This window comes from Luedemannella flava (assembly GCF_039528515.1).
In the GTDB taxonomy this organism is placed as follows: domain Bacteria; phylum Actinomycetota; class Actinomycetes; order Mycobacteriales; family Micromonosporaceae; genus Luedemannella; species Luedemannella flava.
This window is the reverse complement of record NZ_BAAALT010000229.1, coordinates 1-14,824: the sequence shown is the minus strand read 5'-3', so window position 1 is coordinate 14,824 and position 14,824 is coordinate 1. Positions and strand designations below refer to the sequence as shown.

At 74.0% G+C, this 14,824-nt stretch carries 13 protein-coding genes and 1 pseudogene; 7 read left to right on the top strand and 7 right to left on the bottom strand.

Annotated elements, in window-relative coordinates; translation table 11 throughout:
- The 3 genes from ABD211_RS27425 to hisI form a co-directional block, all read right to left on the bottom strand.
- Nucleotides 1–310: Trp biosynthesis-associated membrane protein (locus tag ABD211_RS27425; RefSeq protein WP_344138062.1), on the bottom strand; the 310-nt coding region annotated here is incomplete at its 3' end.
- Nucleotides 307–1,836: an anthranilate synthase component I gene (locus ABD211_RS27420; protein WP_344138059.1), complete on the bottom strand. Its 1,530-nt coding sequence runs from the start codon at nt 1,834–1,836 to the stop codon at nt 307–309. The genes ABD211_RS27420 and ABD211_RS27425, both read right to left, overlap by 4 nt.
- The gene (gene hisI, locus ABD211_RS27415) at nt 1,833–2,189 is read right to left on the bottom strand and encodes a phosphoribosyl-AMP cyclohydrolase (protein WP_344138056.1); all 357 of its coding nucleotides are present in this window, start codon (nt 2,187–2,189) and stop codon (nt 1,833–1,835) included. Before hisI ends, ABD211_RS27420 begins: the two co-directional genes overlap by 4 nt.
- 1,640 nt (nt 2,190–3,829) lie before the next feature.
- Between hisI and ABD211_RS27410 the strand changes: the two genes are divergently transcribed.
- Nucleotides 3,830–4,786, top strand: coding sequence for a hypothetical protein (locus tag ABD211_RS27410; protein ID WP_344138053.1), 957 nt, complete (start codon nt 3,830–3,832; stop codon nt 4,784–4,786).
- 292 nt (nt 4,787–5,078) lie between these two features.
- On the opposite strand, the gene ABD211_RS27405 is transcribed toward ABD211_RS27410, so the two are convergent.
- On the bottom strand, nt 5,079–6,059 hold the full coding sequence (locus tag ABD211_RS27405) for a hypothetical protein (RefSeq protein ID WP_344138050.1): 981 nt from the start codon (nt 6,057–6,059) through the stop codon (nt 5,079–5,081).
- Nucleotides 6,060–6,270: 211 nt separating this feature from the next.
- Between ABD211_RS27405 and ABD211_RS27400 the strand changes: the two genes are divergently transcribed.
- From ABD211_RS27400 to ABD211_RS27390, 3 genes are all read left to right on the top strand, one after another.
- On the top strand, nt 6,271–7,005 hold the full coding sequence (locus tag ABD211_RS27400; protein ID WP_344138047.1) for an ABC transporter ATP-binding protein: 735 nt from the start codon (nt 6,271–6,273) through the stop codon (nt 7,003–7,005).
- Nucleotides 7,005–7,760 carry an ABC transporter permease gene (locus tag ABD211_RS27395; RefSeq protein WP_344138044.1) on the top strand — a complete coding sequence of 252 codons (756 nt, stop codon included), beginning with the start codon at nt 7,005–7,007 and terminating at the stop codon, nt 7,758–7,760. The genes ABD211_RS27400 and ABD211_RS27395 overlap by 1 nt, the downstream gene beginning before the upstream one ends.
- A 70-nt stretch (nt 7,761–7,830) precedes the next feature.
- Nucleotides 7,831–8,421: a TetR/AcrR family transcriptional regulator gene (locus tag ABD211_RS27390; RefSeq protein ID WP_344138041.1), complete on the top strand. Its 591-nt coding sequence runs from the start codon at nt 7,831–7,833 to the stop codon at nt 8,419–8,421.
- Between the two features lie 4 nt (nt 8,422–8,425).
- Here ABD211_RS27390 and ABD211_RS27385 read toward each other — a convergent pair whose 3' ends face one another.
- Entirely contained in the window at nt 8,426–9,064 is a 639-nt protein-coding gene (locus tag ABD211_RS27385; RefSeq protein WP_344138038.1) for a DUF2470 domain-containing protein, read from the bottom strand.
- On the opposite strand from ABD211_RS27385, the pseudogene rpsD reads away from it, so the two are divergent.
- Both rpsD and ABD211_RS27375 read left to right on the top strand, forming a co-directional pair.
- Nucleotides 9,063–9,624: pseudogene (gene rpsD, locus ABD211_RS27380) on the top strand (30S ribosomal protein S4). The gene ABD211_RS27385 and the pseudogene rpsD sit on opposite strands and share 2 nt — an antisense overlap.
- A gap of 136 nt (nt 9,625–9,760) precedes the next feature.
- Complete coding sequence (locus tag ABD211_RS27375) at nt 9,761–10,600, top strand: hypothetical protein (RefSeq protein ID WP_344138035.1); 840 nt, start codon at nt 9,761–9,763, stop codon at nt 10,598–10,600.
- 4 nt (nt 10,601–10,604) lie between these two features.
- Here ABD211_RS27375 and ABD211_RS27370 read toward each other — a convergent pair whose 3' ends face one another.
- Both ABD211_RS27370 and ABD211_RS27365 read right to left on the bottom strand, forming a co-directional pair.
- A complete protein-coding gene (locus ABD211_RS27370; protein ID WP_344138068.1) occupies nt 10,605–12,347 on the bottom strand; it encodes an ABC transporter ATP-binding protein in 1,743 nt (580 codons plus the stop codon).
- A gap of 92 nt (nt 12,348–12,439) precedes the next feature.
- Complete coding sequence (locus tag ABD211_RS27365) at nt 12,440–14,251, bottom strand: ABC transporter ATP-binding protein (protein WP_344138065.1); 1,812 nt, start codon at nt 14,249–14,251, stop codon at nt 12,440–12,442.
- Nucleotides 14,252–14,386: 135 nt separating this feature from the next.
- On the opposite strand from ABD211_RS27365, the gene ABD211_RS27360 reads away from it, so the two are divergent.
- On the top strand, nt 14,387–14,824 hold a 438-nt coding region (locus ABD211_RS27360; RefSeq protein WP_344138032.1), incomplete at its 3' end, for a TIGR03085 family metal-binding protein.

The window sequence follows — 14,824 nt, the reverse complement described above, 5'->3', positions numbered from 1 at the left end:
CCGCGGCCGCCACCGCGCCCGCCGCGACCATCAGGCCCGCGACCAGGGACCGGCCCATCCGCCGCGTGCCCAGCAGCGCGCCCGCCCCGGCCAGCGCCACCAGCGCGAACGCCGGGATGACCGGGGCCAGGGCGGAGCCGGTGCGCAGGACCTCGTCGGGCGGCAACGGGGACGGCCGCTCGACCGCCTCGACCGCCCAGATCCGGGTGGCGGCCAGCAGCGCGAGCGCCGCGGCGCCCGTACTCCCCGTGACCGCCACCGCGAGCGCCCGCCGCGCCGCGGGCGTCGCAGGTCCCGCTGCTCGCGTCATCGCGTGGGGCGCAGGGTCTCGGCGGCGGCCAGGGCGGCCAGAACGGCGGCGGCCTTGTTGCGGGTCTCCTGCTCCTCGGCCGCCGGGTCGGAGTCGGCGACGATGCCGCCGCCGGCCTGCACGTAGGCGACGCCGTCGCGCATCAGGGCGGTCCGGATCGCGATAGCGGTGTCCAGGTCCCCGCCGAAGCCGAAGTAGCCCACGATGCCGCCGTAGAGGCCGCGCCGGGTGGGCTCCAGCTCCTCGATGATCTCCATGGCCCGCACCTTGGGCGCACCGCTGAGCGTGCCGGCCGGGAACGTCGCGACCAGCGCGTCGAACGCCGTGTGCTCGTCGCGCAGCTCGCCGACGACGGTGGACACGATGTGCATGACGTGGCTGTACCGCTCGATGGTGGCGAACTCGGGCACCTCCACCGAGCCCGGCTTGCAGACCCGGCCCAGGTCGTTGCGACCCAGGTCGACGAGCATGACGTGCTCGGCGCGCTCCTTCGGGTCGGCCAGCAGGTCCCCCGCGAGCCGGGCGTCCTCCTCCGGGGTGTCCCCGCGCCAGCGGGTGCCCGCGATCGGGTGGAGCAGGGCCCGCCGACCGGTAACTTTCAGGTGCGCCTCGGGCGAGGAGCCCACGATGTCGAACCCGTCAAACCGCAGGAAGTACATGTAAGGGGACGGGTTGGTGCTGCGCAGCACGCGGTAGACGTCCAGCGGGTCCGCGTCCGTCGGGCGCTCGAACCGCTGCGCCACCACGATCTGGAAGCACTCGCCGTCGCGGATGGCCTCCTTCGCCGAGTCCACCGCCTTCTGGTGCAACCCGTCGGGGGTACGCGAGACGATCCGGCCGATGCCGGGGTGCTCGACCGTGGAGACCATCGGCGGGGTCGGCCGCGACAGGGCCGACGTCATCGAGTCCAGCCGGCCGATCGCGTGGTGGTAGGCGGCGGCGACCGCCGCGTCGTCGGCGCCCTCCGGCAGGATCGCGTTGGCGACCAGCACGGCCGAGCCCGCGAAGTGGTCGAGCACCACCAGGTCCGTCGCCAGGATCATGCCCAGCTCGGGCACGTTCAGGTCGTCATCGGCCAGCGCGGGCAGGCGCTCGAACCGACGCACGATGTCGTACGACAGGAAGCCCACCAGGCCGCCGGTGAGCGGGGGCAGCGCCTCGCCCACGTCCGGCAGCTCGCCGGAGAGCGCCGCGACGGTGGCCCGCAGCACCTCGACGGGGTCGCCCTCGGTCGGCACGCCGGCCGGCGGGGTGCCCAGCCAGACCGCCCGGCCGTCGCGCTCGGTGAGCGTGGCGGTGCTGCGCACACCCACGAACGAGTACCGCGACCAGGCCGTGCCGCCCGACGCCGAGCCGTGCTCGGCCGACTCGAGCAGGAAGGTGCCCGGGCCGCCGGCCAGCTTGCGGTAGACCCCGACCGGGGTCTCGCCGTCGGCCAGCAGCCGCCGGGTCACCGGCACCACGCGGTGCGCGCGGGCCAGTTCGCGGAAGGTCTTCTCGTCCGGGGTGACGACGCCGGTGGTCACAGTTCCGCCTCTTTCTCCGCCAGCAGTTCATCCGTGAAACAGGTGCGGGTCCCCGTGTGGCACGCCGGGCCGACCTGGTCCACCCGGACGAGCAGCGTGTCGCCGTCGCAGTCCAACGACACCGACTTCACGTACTGATGGTGCCCCGAGGTCTCGCCCTTGATCCAGTATTCTTCCCGGCTGCGCGACCAGTAGGTCGCCCGCCGCGTGGTGAGCGTACGCCGGAGGGCCTCGTCGTCCATCCACGCCAGCATGAGGACCTCACCACTGTCGTACTGCTGGACCACGGCGGGCACGAGCCCCGCCGGGCCACGCGTCAACCGGGCGGCGAGATCGGGATCAAGGGCGGTCATGCCACCCGATTCTTCCCTATCCGCATCGGGCCCCAAAGCCGCGTCCCATCACGGCATTTTCGGGGGATCTCAGGGTGGCCGAGCAGGGGTACGGTGATGCTGCGTCGCCGCGTCCACCCGTTCACGGCGCGCAATCAGGCCCACACCTTCAGTTGGTAGCGCCGGCGATCCCCGCCGGTTGTCCCGTGCTGCCGGCTGCGCGTCGCGGCCTCGCTCCAGCAGGCAACCAAGCATGAGTGCGCGGCGGCCGCACCCCGTCGCGCCAGGGGACGGAGGATCAGCATGCACGAACACGAATCCGCGTGGGGCCCGCCGGCAACGCACGACCCGCGGATCATCGCGCCCAGGCCGCCCTTCGACGACACGGCCATCCTGCCGGTCGTCACGGACGCCATGGTCGCGGCCGCCGACAGCGCCACCGACACGGTCGCCGCCCCGGCAGTGGAGACCGTCGAGGTTTCGGCTGCGGAGACCGTCGGCGAGGCGACCGTGGACGAGGCCGTGGGCGACGCCGGCGACGCGTCGTTCGGCGAAGCCGCGCCCGACGAGGAGCCGGTCGACGCCTCGGCCGTGGCCGCGGACGCGCCGGACGCGGACGCCGTGATCGACGCGGAGGTCGAGGCGCCCGGCGCCGAGCCCGTGATCGACGTCGAGCCGGTCGAGACCGAGACCGTCACGGACACCGACGCGGAGGCCAGCGACGCTGTGCCGGTGACCGAGGAGCCGGCGCAGGCCGTGCTCGACGCCGAGGTCCCGGTGACCGAGGAGCCCGTCGCCGCGGAGGTGACGACCTTCTCCCCGTGGTCCTCCGCCCCCGCGGAGCCCGCCGACGAGCCGGTCGACGCCGTGGTCGTCGACGAGGAACTGGCTGCGGCGCTCGCCGAGGAGGAGCCGGCCGAGGAGGCCGCAGACGCCACGTACGACGCCGAGCCGGTCGCGGTCGACGCCGAGCCGGTGGCGGACGATGTCGTGGAGGTCGACGAGCCGGTCGTGATCGACGACCTCGTGGACGCCGACGGAGCCGACACGGACGACGTGGTGGACCTCGACGCGGTGGCCGAGGCCGACGACGAGCTCGCGGCCGAGGAGGCTGACGAGGGCGTCGAGGAGCCGGTCGCGGCGGAGGAGTCCGCGACCGTCGTCGACGAGCAGGCCAGCTCCGAACCCGACGCAGCGGACACCGAGGCCGAGCCGACGGCGGAAGCCCCGGTCGAGTGGGCGGACGCCCCCGTCCTCGACGAGCCGGTCGACGTCGTGGCGGACCCGGACGAGGCGCCGGCGCAGGACGACGTGGTCGCCGGGGGCGACGCCCTCGCCGAGGACGTCACCGTCGTGGACGAAGCCCCGGCGACCGACGCGGATCCGGAAGCGGAAACCGAGCCCGTAGCCGACGCGGCACCGCCGGCCGAGCCCGAGACGGAGTCCGCGGCCGAGGCGGAGCCCGAGGCGGAGTTCGCGGCCGACGCGGAGCCGGTCGCCGAGGCGCCAGAAGCTGCGGAGGCCACGGACGCGGAGGCGGCGTTCGACGCAGAGCCCGTGGCGGACGCTGAGCCCGTGGCGGACGCTGAGCCCGNGACGCTGAGCCCGTGGCGGACGCTGAGCCCGTGGCGGACGCTGAGCCCGTGGCGGACGCTGAGCCCGTGGCGGACGCTGAGCCCGTGGCGGACGGTGACGCCGCCGCGGAGCCGCTGACCGACTTCGAGCCGGTGGCCGAGGAAGAGCCCGCGATCGACGCTGCGGCGACGGAGTCGCAGGTCGTGGACGAGCCGTCAGCCGAAGGGGAACCCGCGGCAGAGCCGGAGTTCGGGGACGAGCCCGCGGCCGAGGCTGACGCCGAGGCGGCGCCGGAGTTTGCTGCCGAAGCGGAGCCTGAGGTGGAAGCCGAACCCGTGAGGGAGTTCGACGCCGAGCCGGTGGCCGGGGCAGAGCCCGAGGCCGCGGACGATTTCGGGACCGAGCCGGTCGCCGAGGCAGAGCCCGAGGCCGCGGACGAACTCGAGACCGAGCCGGTCGCCGAGGCTGAGTTCGGGGCCGAGCCGGTGGCCGAGACGGCGCCACTGGTCGAGGCTGCGGCCGATGCCGAGCCACTGGCCGAGGTGGCGGCGGAGGCTGGGGCGTCGGTCGACGACGTGGACTCCGAGGTCGCGGACGAGCCCGTGGCCGAGGCGGAGCCGGCGGCCGAGGAGTCGGGCGTCGACGTCGCCGCGCTCGCGGGCGTCGCGGCCGCGGCCGTGCCGGCCGTGGTGGCTATCGGGTCCACCAACGACGTTCAGGAGGCCCCGCCTGCGGGTCTGCCCGCGGTGGCGTCGCAGGTCGACGCGACCGTCCTGCCGTTCACGGTGTGGACGCCGGAGGCCGCGGCCGTCGTGCGTGACCGGATGCTGCAGTTGCAGGCCGACTTCTTCGACGACCCGGCCGCCGCCGTGCGGGACGCGGAGGGCGTGGTCAACGACGCCGCGCACGCGCTGCTGCAGTACCTGACCGGCCAGTCCCTGGACCTCAGCGACTGGCGCCGTGACGCGACCCCCGACACCGAGCAGCTGCGCCAGGCGATGCGCCGCTACCGGGAATACCTGGACAAAATCCTCTCCCTCTGACGCAACGCATTGAATCTTGGGGCTAAAACGTAGCTGTCACTACGTTTTAGCCCCAAGATCGTCAGCAGCGTGGATGGAAGCGCGCGGGCATTTCGAACACGGCGTGGCGTCAAGGTCACCCCGCCACAGCGCGGTTTTGTACCTCGAACGCCGATCACCCCCGCCAACCACCCGCCATGATCAACATCCCGGGCCGCAACCCGCGCATACCGGACACCCCACCGCCTCGAACGAAACAAGGAAGCGGTCGTGCGCCGCGGAAGGGCGCCGGACTGTCGCACCGTCACCCGGACTAGTTACGGCGGGTGGACCTGGCCTTCGCCGGGGACTTGCCCTCGGCGGAGGACGACTTCTTCTTGTCGGAGGACTCGGTGCGCTTCGTCGCCTGGGAGTTGCCGGACGCGTGCCCGGCCGGGCGGGTCTTCGCCGAGGAGTGCGCGGTGGTCGACATCGCCGGCCGGCCCTTCGACCGCCCCTTCGCGGACCTGGGCCCCTGGCTATGGGCCCGCTTCTCAGCGCCCTTTGCGTGGCCGCGACCGAGGCGGCCGGTGGACGCGCGAGCGTCCTCCGCGACGACAGCGCCGGGAACAATCGGCCCGGCCACCGCTGCCGCACGCCCCGGACCAGAGCCGCGACCCGGTGTCGACGTGCCCAGGGACGGAGCGTCGTCCGTCGCGGGGACAACCGACCCGGCCGCCGGCGCCGACGATCCCGTCGCGGGCAGCGAAACGGCGTCGCGCACGGCGGGGACCGGGACATGCGGGATCCGGCGGACCACCGGCGCGACCTTCTCGACCGTCCGGGTCACCACCGTCGTGGTGATCTCCGCGACCGTGTGCGCCGCGGCCTGCCCGACGTTGGTGCCGAAGACCAGGCCGAGCACGACCATGACGACCACCATCGCGCCGGGCCCGAAGCTGAACTGGTGCGCGCGGTTCAACATGCCGGTGACGACCGACCGCAGCGCGGTGCGGTCCGCGCGTGGCAGCGCCGCGATGTCGGCGGCCAGGACGTTCACGCTGCTCTGCTCGGCGAGCGGGTCCTGGTGACTGGCCGGGTGCGCGGACGCGATGAGCGCGGCGCGGTTGACGGCCGCCGGCCCGGCCAGGCCGTCCGCGGGCGCCACGGTGGGACCGACGGGCCGTTGCCCGGGCAGTCGGCGGAGTGCACCCAGCGCCATGCCGGACCGGATCGCCAGCGCGGACCGGGACACCCCGAACTCCGCGACGTTGACGTTCGGCCCCGCGCTCACGACCTGCTTCCGACTGCTCATAGCGAAGGGAGGCTAGCCTAAATACAAGACTGTTCACTATTAGTCGTGACATGCGCTACATCAGTAGCTTGCACCATTTTTCACGGAGACCACGGCCGGTCCCACCAGACCACACCAGCCAAAGCCGTTGCGCAACTCATCCAACCGCTCGTACCGTGAAGTTCAACGCTTGTTGAATTATGTCGCACCACGTGACGACCCGGAGGAATCCATGGAGACCGCGATCGAGGTCAGCGACCTCGTCATCGCCCGCGGGAAACGGCGAGTCCTGCACGGCCTGAGCTGCGCCATCCCGCGCGGCAGCATCACCGGCCTGCTCGGCCCCAGCGGCAGCGGCAAGACCACCCTCATGCGCGCGATCGTCGGCGTGCAGAAGGTGGAGTCCGGCACGGTGACCGTCTTCGGTGAGCCCGCCGGCAACGCCGCGCTGCGCGCCCGGGTGGGCTACCTGACCCAGGCGCCGAGCGTCTACGCCGACCTCACCGTCCGGGAGAACGCCCGCTACTTCGCCTCGCTCTACGCCGACGCCACGAAGGCCGACGCCGACGACGCGGTCGAGAAGGTGGGCCTGGCCGACGCCGCCGGCCAGCTCGTGAGCACGTTGTCGGGCGGCCAGCGCGCCCGCGCCTCGCTGGCCTGCGCGATCCTGGGCAAGCCCGACCTGCTCATCCTCGACGAGCCGACCGTCGGGCAGGACCCGGTGCTGCGCGACGAGCTGTGGCAGCACTTCCGCGACCTGTGTGACGCGGGCGCGACGATCCTCGTGTCCAGCCACGTCATGGACGAGGCCGGCCGCTGCGACCGGCTGCTGCTCATCCGCGACGGCGGGCTCATCGCCGACAGCACGCCGGACGAGGTGCGCGCCGCCGCCGGCACCGACGACCTCGACCGGGCGTTCCTCAACCTCATCCGGGCGCAGGCCCAGTCGCCCGCGGAGGTGGCCTGATGTCGCCGCGCATCCTCGCCAGCACCACGAAGCGCATCCTCGCCCAGCTGCGCCATGACCACCGCACCGTCGGCCTGCTCGTGGTCGTGCCGGTGCTGCTGCTGACACTTATCTACTTCATGTTCGAAAACCAGCCGACGCCGCCCGGTCAGCCGTCCACGTTCGACCGCATCGGTCTGATCATGCTGGGCGTCTTCCCGTTCACGATCATGTTCCTCATCACGAGCATCGCGATGCTGCGCGAGCGCACGACCGGCACGCTGGAGCGCCTGCTCACCACGCCGCTGGGCAAGCTGGACCTGCTGTTCGGCTACGGCATCGCGTTCGGCCTGGCCGCGGCGATCCAGGCGTCGGTCGCGGCCGGCGTGGCGTACTGGCTCTACGGGTTGGACACCGCGGGCGGCACCGGGCTGGTCGTGCTCATCGCGGTGGCGAACGCGGTGCTCGGCGTCGCGCTCGGCCTGCTGTGCAGCGCGTTCGCCCGCACCGAGTTCCAGGCCGTGCAGTTCATGCCCATCGTGGTGCTGCCGCAGCTGCTGCTGTGCGGGCTGTTCGTGGCCCGCGACCAGATGGCGGGCTGGCTGCAGGCGTTGAGCAACGTGATGCCGATGACCTACGCGGTGGAGGCGCTGCAGGAGGTGGGCGCGCATCCCGAGGCAACCGCCACCATGTGGAAGGATCTCGCCATCGTGCTGGGCTGTGTCGTGCTCGCGCTCGTCCTCGCGGCCGCGACGCTGCGCCGGCGCACCGCCTGAGGCCACGACCGGGCCGCGGTCAGCCGCGGCCCGGTCGTCGGTCCAGGCCGTCAAGGGGGGAGTACGCGACATGGCGCGCGGTCGCCGACCGGGCCACCAGGACACCCGCGAGTCGGTCCTCACCGCGGCCCGGGAGGTGTTCGCGGACAAGGGCTACGACGGCGCGTCGGTGCGCGCCATCGCCGCCGCGGCCGGCGTCGACCCGTCCCTGATCCACCACTACTTCGGCACGAAGGAACAGCTCTTCCTCGCCGCCATGCAGGCGCCGATCAACCCCGCCGAACTCATTCCCCGGATCCTCACCGGCGACCGTGAGCACATGGGCGAGCGGCTGGTCCGCACCCTGCTGCACGTGTGGGACTCCCCCGCCGGCGGCGCGGCGGCGGCGATGGTGCGCAGCGCGGTCACCAACGACATGATGGCGAGGATGCTGCGCGAGTTCGTGGTCAAGCGCCTCATCCGGCGCGTACTGGCCGATGTGGTCAGTGACCCCGCCGAGGCGGCCACCCGGGGCACCCTGGTGGCCAGCCAGATCGCCGGCCTGATCATGATCCGTTATCTGATCAGGGTGGAGCCGCTGGCCAGCGCGCCGCCGGAGGAGATCGTCGCGATGGTCGCCCCCACGATCCAGCGGTACCTGGTCGGCGACCTGACCGCCTGATCAGTCACGCCGCCGGTGGCAGCCGAACAGCACGGGGTGCAGCAGGTCGACGAGGTCGCAGCGGCGGCAGGCCGGCGGCGGCCGCCATCCGCCGCACGAACGCGCCGACCTCCGGGCCGTGCTGGTCGTCGAGGTCGGCGAGCAGGTCGGCCTCGAACCGGGCGAGCGGGTCGGGGTCCGCAGCCAGGTACTCCATCAGGTCGAGCTCGTGGGTGCGTCGGCCGCGCCGCAGGCGCACCTCGGCGACCTCCAGCCGGTACAGGTCGTGGCCGCAGCCGACGTCGAGCAGGTCGCCGAGCGGGTTGGTCTCGGCGAACTCGCACGCCGCCTCCCGGGCGGCGGCGCCGTGCAGCGCGGTGACCCAGCCGCTGACCCAGACCCGGCCGAGGACGGGCGCGCCGGCCACCGGCGGCTCGTCGACGACGGCGAGCACGGCCGCCACGTCGCCGTCGCCGCCGGGCATTGTCCCGGCGATCGCCCCGCCGACGGGGACGAGCAGGAGCGGCTGGCCGCCGCAGTCGGTCGCGTACGCGATCGGCAGCGGGCCGGGGCCGCAGGCGACCTGCAGCGTGGCCGGCAGGTGCCCGGCGGCGAGGGTACGCGCGATCTCGGCGGTGGTGCGCATCTCCCGCGCCCTCGGCATGCCGCTCACCCCCACGGCCGTGGCGTGCTTCGAGCGCCGCCCGTACCCGCCCGGCGAGCACGGCCGCGCCCGCCGCAAGACCTCGAACTACCAGTCCGCCTCCTGGAGAAGCAGCGCCTGCGCCACCAGTACGACGTGAGCGAGCGCCAGCTGCGCCGCACCTTCGCCGACGCGCTGCGCGGCGAGGGCAAGACCGGCGAGAACCTCGTCGTCCTGCTGGAGCGGGGGCTCGACGCGACCGTGCTGCGCGCCGGCCTGGCCCGCACCATCTACCAGGCGCGCCAACTGGTGACGCACGGCCACCTGCGGGTGGACGGCGCCAAGGTCGACCGACCGTCCTATCGGCTGCGGCCCGACCAGGTGATCACGGTGAAGGACACCGCCGGGCGAAGGCCCCGTTCCAGCTCGCCGCGGCGGGCGCGCACGCGCCGGCCACCGGCGCGCCTTATCTGAGCGTCTCGCTGGCCGATCTGACCGTGCGGGTACTCCGCGCGCCCGTGCGGGCGGAAGTTCCGGTGCTGTGCGACGAACAGCTGGTGGTGGAGTTTTACTCGCGTTAGTGCCGAACGGCTCTGGCGTCTCATCCGTCCCACCGGCATCCTGTATACAGACGTCCGAGCACTCGGCAACGCGGCCAATGGGCGCTACCCTCCTAGCGGACAACCGCCGGCACGATCGGCGGCTCCGATTAGCCGAATGGACGAGGTGATGGTGACGCAGGGCGGTCGCACGCACGCCAGATCCGGTCGCGGCTGGCGGGGCCTGCTCGGCGGTCACCGGACCCGGCCGACGCCCGCGCCGGCACCGCCCGCCTGGGCCGCCGCCGTCGACCTGACCGCCCTGGCCGCGTTCGGCGCCCGTGACCTGCGCGGCGACAACCCGTTCAGCGCCGAGGTGCTCGGTCCGCTGGCGCCCCTACGGCAGGCGATCGCCGAGCACCGCGGCACGCTGGAAGAGTCCGCGCTCATCGACGCCCTGGCCGCGGCCGCCCGGACGACCGCGTGGACGGCCGTCGGCGTGTGGCGCTTCGTGGCGTACTTCGCCCCCGGGCCGTGGCGGCACGACCGCCGGCTCCAGGAGTCCTTCCTCGCCGGCCTGCGCGTCGTCGCGGCCGACCTCGGCCCGTCGCGCTACCACGCGGACGAGGTCGAGGAGCGCCTGATCCGGGCGGCGGAGCCGACCGGCGGGCCGCTGTGGGTGGTGCTGCGCCGCGCCGGCGACACCGGCACGGGCCCCGACGCCTCGCCCGGCCCCGACATCGCGGTCGGCGACCGCCACCTCATCGCCACGTTCGGCGGCAACGAGCTGCTCGGCGCGCGCGTCGCCGACAACGGGTACGTGGCGATCCTCGCCCGCCGCCGGGGCACCTACGACCGGCGGGTCAGCGACGAGGAGTTCGCCTCGGCCGACACCTGGGTCGGGCTGCTCATCGCCGTGGGCCGCAAGATCGGCCAGCCCGGCCCGACGATGTGGGTGAGCGACGCCCTCGCCCCGTACGTGACCCGGGTCATGCCCGACTGGTGGCTGGAGCGCTGACCCCTCAGCGCGTCTGCGCCAGCCAGGCCGCGTAGAGCCGGCCGTACACGGACTCCGGCTCGGCGACCAGGTCGTCGTGGTGGCCGCGCTGCGCCACCCGGCCCGCGTCGAAGACGATCACCTCGTCGGCGGCCCGCGCCGTGGAGAGCCGGTGCGCGATGGTGACGGTCGTCCGGCCGCGGGTGACCGCGTCGAGCGTGCGCTGCAACCGCACCTCGGTCGCCGGGTCGACGGCGCTGGTCGCCTCGTCCAGCACCAGCAGGTCCGGGTCCGCCAGGTACGCCCTGGCCAGCGCCACGAGCTGGCGCTCACCCACGGACAGCGCCTCGCCGCGCTCCCCCACGTTCGTGTCCAGCCCGGCGGGCAGCCCCGCCACCCAGTCGGCCAGGCCCAGCTCGGCGAAGCACGCGGTGATCGCGTCATCACCGGCGTCGGGGCGGGCGAGGCGCACGTTCGCCGCGACCGTGCCGTCGAAGAGGAATCCGTCCTGCGGCACGAGCACGACCCGCGAGCGCAGGGAGGCGAACGTCGCCCGGGTCAACGGCACCCCCGACAGCAGCACCGCACCGTGCGTCGGGTCCATGAGCCGGGTGAGCAGCTTGGCGAAGGTGCTCTTGCCGCTGCCGGTCTCGCCCACGACGGCCACCGTGCGACGCGCCGGCACGCTCAGGTCGACGGCGCTGAGCACCTCGGGCCCGCCCGGGTACGCGAAGTGCACGCGGTCGAACGTCACCGAGAGCGCCCCGGCGGGCAGCGGCACGCCGTCGTCGCCCGGGTCGGCCACGTCGGGCCGCTCGTCGAGCACGTCGAGGACGCGCCGCCAGCCGGCGATCGCGTTCTGCGCCTCGTTGAGCACCTCGGTGGCGATCTGTACGGGCTGCACGAACAGCGTCACCAGGAACAGGAAGGCGGTGAGCTGGCCGACCGTGAGCCCGCCGCCGACGCCCAGGTGCACGCCGACGACGACCACGCCGGCGGTGGCCAGCCCGGCCGCCACCTCGCCGGACGAGAAGCTGGTGACGCTGGTCGTCAGGGCGCGTATCTGCGAGCGCCGGTGGGCGACCACGGCCGTGTCGAGCCGCTCGCCGGTGCGCTCGCCCACCCCGTACGCCCGGATGACCTCGGCGCCGACGACGCTCTCGCTGATCGCGGCGAGCAGCGTGCCGACCCGCTCCCGGACCTGGCCGTAGGCGGTGGCGAGGCGCGGCTGGAAGCGCCACACCACGACGGCGGCCGGCACGAAGGCGCCGAGCACCACGAGCGTGAGCTGCCAGGAGTAGACGAACATGACGGCGGTGGTGACGAGGATCTGGCCGACGCTGACCAGCAGGATCACGCCGCCCCACTGGAGGAACTGGGTGATCTGGTCGACGTCGCCGGTCACCCGCGACACCAGCGACCCGCGCCGCTGCGTCTGCTGGTGCAGCATCGACAGGTCGTGCACGTGCCGGAACGTGCGGGTGCGCAGCTCGGCCAGCGCGGTCTCGGAGACGGTGAACAGCCGGCGCAGCATCAGGTAGGAACAGGTCGTGGTCGCGGCGAGCACCGCGACGGTCAGGGCCGCGACGACCGCGACCACCCGCAGGTCCGGGCCGCCAGGCGCGCGCAGGCCGCGGTCGATGCCCTGTTGAACCGCGACGGGTACGGCCACCCGGCCGACCATCGCGAGCACAGCGAGGCCGAGGGTGCCGGCGAGACCGGTGCGCAGCCGCGGCGACAGCGCGAGCCCGCGCCGCAGCGTCGTCAGCGTGCTCTCGGCGGGCGTCGCATCGACTGCCTGACCGGGAGGGGCGGGCCGCCGGGCGCGGCCCGTCGCCGGAGCCTGCGTGGTAGTGGTGCTCACGAAAAAGTCTCCTCCGCGTCCAGAACCAGGTCGGCGTCGTCGAAGGCGTGCTCGCGCTCGCGGTCGGCGTCGGCGCGCTCGTACGCGGTGACCAGCGCGGCGTAGCCGGGGACGGTGGCGAGCAGCACCTCGTGCGGGCCCTGGGCGAGCACCCGGCCCCGGTCGAGGAAGATGACCTCGTCGGCGAGCGCGATGGTGGCCCGCCGGTAGGCCACCACCAGGATGGAGGTCTCCCCCGCCCGGTCGCGCAGGCCGGCGAGCATGGCCGCCTCGACCCGGGGGTCCACGGCGCTGGTGGCGTCGTCCAGGATGACCAGCCGCGGGTCGGCGGCGAGCGCGCGGGCCAGCGCGAGGCGCTGCCGCTGGCCGCCGGACAGGGTCGCGCCCCGCTCGCCGACGGTCGTGTCGAGACTGTCCGGCAGCGCGGCGACGAAGCCGTCCGCCCGGGCCAGGCGCAGCGCGGCCCACACGGCCGCGTCGTCGACGCCGTCGCGGCCGAGGTCGACGTTGCCGCGCACGGTGTCGTCGAAGACGAACGGCACCTGCGGCACGAGCGCCACCGTGCTCGCGAGCGCGGCGTGGCTGAGCTCGCGCAGCGGCACGCCGTCGAGGCGCACGCGGCCGGCGGCGGGCTCGACGAGGCCCGCGGCCAGCGCGGCGATCGTGGACTTGCCCGAGCCGGTCGGCCCGACCAGCGCGATCGTGCGCCCGGCCGGCACCTCGAACGTCACGTCGGTGAGGATCGGCTGCTCCGGCTCGTACCCGAAGCAGACGCCCTCGAACCGCAGCGCCGCACCGCCCCGCGTGGCCGGCAGCGCGCGGACGCCATAGGTCGTCTCGCCCTCAGCCCGCAGCACGCGCTGCACCCGCTCCCACCCGACCACGCTGCGCGGCAGCTCGGCCAGCACCCAGCCGATCGCGCGCACGGGGAAGGCGAGGACGGTGAACAGGAACGCGACGCTGACCACCTCGGGCACGGTGACCGCGCCCCGGTCGAGGCGGACCGCGCCGACGAGGAGCACGCCCACGGTGCCCAGGCTGGGCAGCGTCTCCATGAGCGGATCGAACAGGCCGCGCACGCGGCCCACGCTGATCATCGCGTCGCGCAGCTCGTCGGCCGCGCGGCCGAACCGTTCGGTCTCCGACGCCTCGCGGCCCATGGTCTTGACGACCACCGCGCCGTCGAAGCTCTCGTGCGCGATGGCGCTCACGGTGCCGCGCAGCGCCTGGGCGTGCGCCACGCGCGGGGCGACCGTGCGGGAGTAGACGACGTTGATGGCGAACAGGGTGGGGAACACCGCGATCCCGACCAGCGCGAACGTCCAGTCGATGAGGAACAGCGAGGCGATCGCCGCCACCAGCATGCCGATCGTGCCGACCGCGAACGGCAGCGGCGCGATGGGGAAGAACACGGCCTCGACGTCGGAGTTGGCGTTCGCGAGCAGGGTGCCCGTCGGGTTGCGGCGGTGCCAGGACAGGGGCAGCGTCAGGTACCGGCGGGCGACCCGGCGGCGGAACGTCGCCTGCAGCCGGAACTGCATGGCGCCCGCGCCGAGGCGCCGGCCGAAGATGCCGAGCACCTTGCCCAGCGAGATGGCCAGGATCGCCGCGGCGCCGGCGGCGAGCGCGCCGGGAGCGGCCTGCCCGCGGTCGAACGCCGGCACCACCACCTCCCCCACCACGGCGCCGACCACGAACGCGCTGCCGACCGTGAGCAGCCCGAACAGCAGGCTGCCCGCCACCCCGACGACGAACGTCCGAGGCTCCTCGCGGATGGACCGGCCCAGCACCCACAGTCCGTCGCGCATCACGCGCCCCGGTTTCGTGGTCGGCGTCGTCACTGGCTCTCCCCTTCCGACCCCTTACCGTCTCACAGCGTCGCGGCGGCGGCGGGGTTGACCTCGGCCGGCGGTGGGTAGCATCGCCGCGATGGAGGTGACCGGGTGACCGCCTTTGCCGCCGCCGAGCGGGCCGCGCTGGCCGATCTGCTGGACCGGGTGGGTCCCGACGCGCCCACGCTGTGCGCGGGGTGGGCCACCCGCGACCTGGCCGCGCACGTGGTCCTGCGCGAGCGCCGACCGGACGCCGCGGCCGGCATCCTCATCCGCGCACTGGCCGGACATACCGGGCGGGTCCAGGCGACGCTCGCCGCGACACCGTGGTCGGCCCTGGTGGCGAAGGTGCGCCGGGCGCCGTGGTGGAGCCCGGTGAGCAACCCGCTCACGGACGGGCTGGCCAACCGGACCGAACTGTTCATCCACCACGAGGACGTGCGGCGCGCGCAGCCCGACTGGGCGCCGCGCGAGCTGCCCGCCGACCCGGCCGCCGCGCTGCGGGGCCAGACCCGCCTCGCGGCCCGGCGGGCGCTGCGGCGCGTGCCG

Coding starts and splice junctions, on each gene's coding strand:
- ABD211_RS27390 (WP_344138041.1), top strand. CDS start 7,831: ATGGCGCGCGGTCGCCGACCGGGCCACCAGGACACCCGCGAGTCGGTC.
- ABD211_RS27375 (WP_344138035.1), top strand. CDS start 9,761: ATGGACGAGGTGATGGTGACGCAGGGCGGTCGCACGCACGCCAGATCC.
- ABD211_RS27385 (WP_344138038.1), bottom strand. CDS start 9,064: ATGCCGAGGGCGCGGGAGATGCGCACCACCGCCGAGATCGCGCGTACC.
- hisI (WP_344138056.1), bottom strand. CDS start 2,189: ATGACCGCCCTTGATCCCGATCTCGCCGCCCGGTTGACGCGTGGCCCG.
- ABD211_RS27365 (WP_344138065.1), bottom strand. CDS start 14,251: ATGCGCGACGGACTGTGGGTGCTGGGCCGGTCCATCCGCGAGGAGCCT.
- ABD211_RS27400 (WP_344138047.1), top strand. CDS start 6,271: ATGGAGACCGCGATCGAGGTCAGCGACCTCGTCATCGCCCGCGGGAAA.
- ABD211_RS27405 (WP_344138050.1), bottom strand. CDS start 6,059: ATGAGCAGTCGGAAGCAGGTCGTGAGCGCGGGGCCGAACGTCAACGTC.
- ABD211_RS27395 (WP_344138044.1), top strand. CDS start 7,005: ATGTCGCCGCGCATCCTCGCCAGCACCACGAAGCGCATCCTCGCCCAG.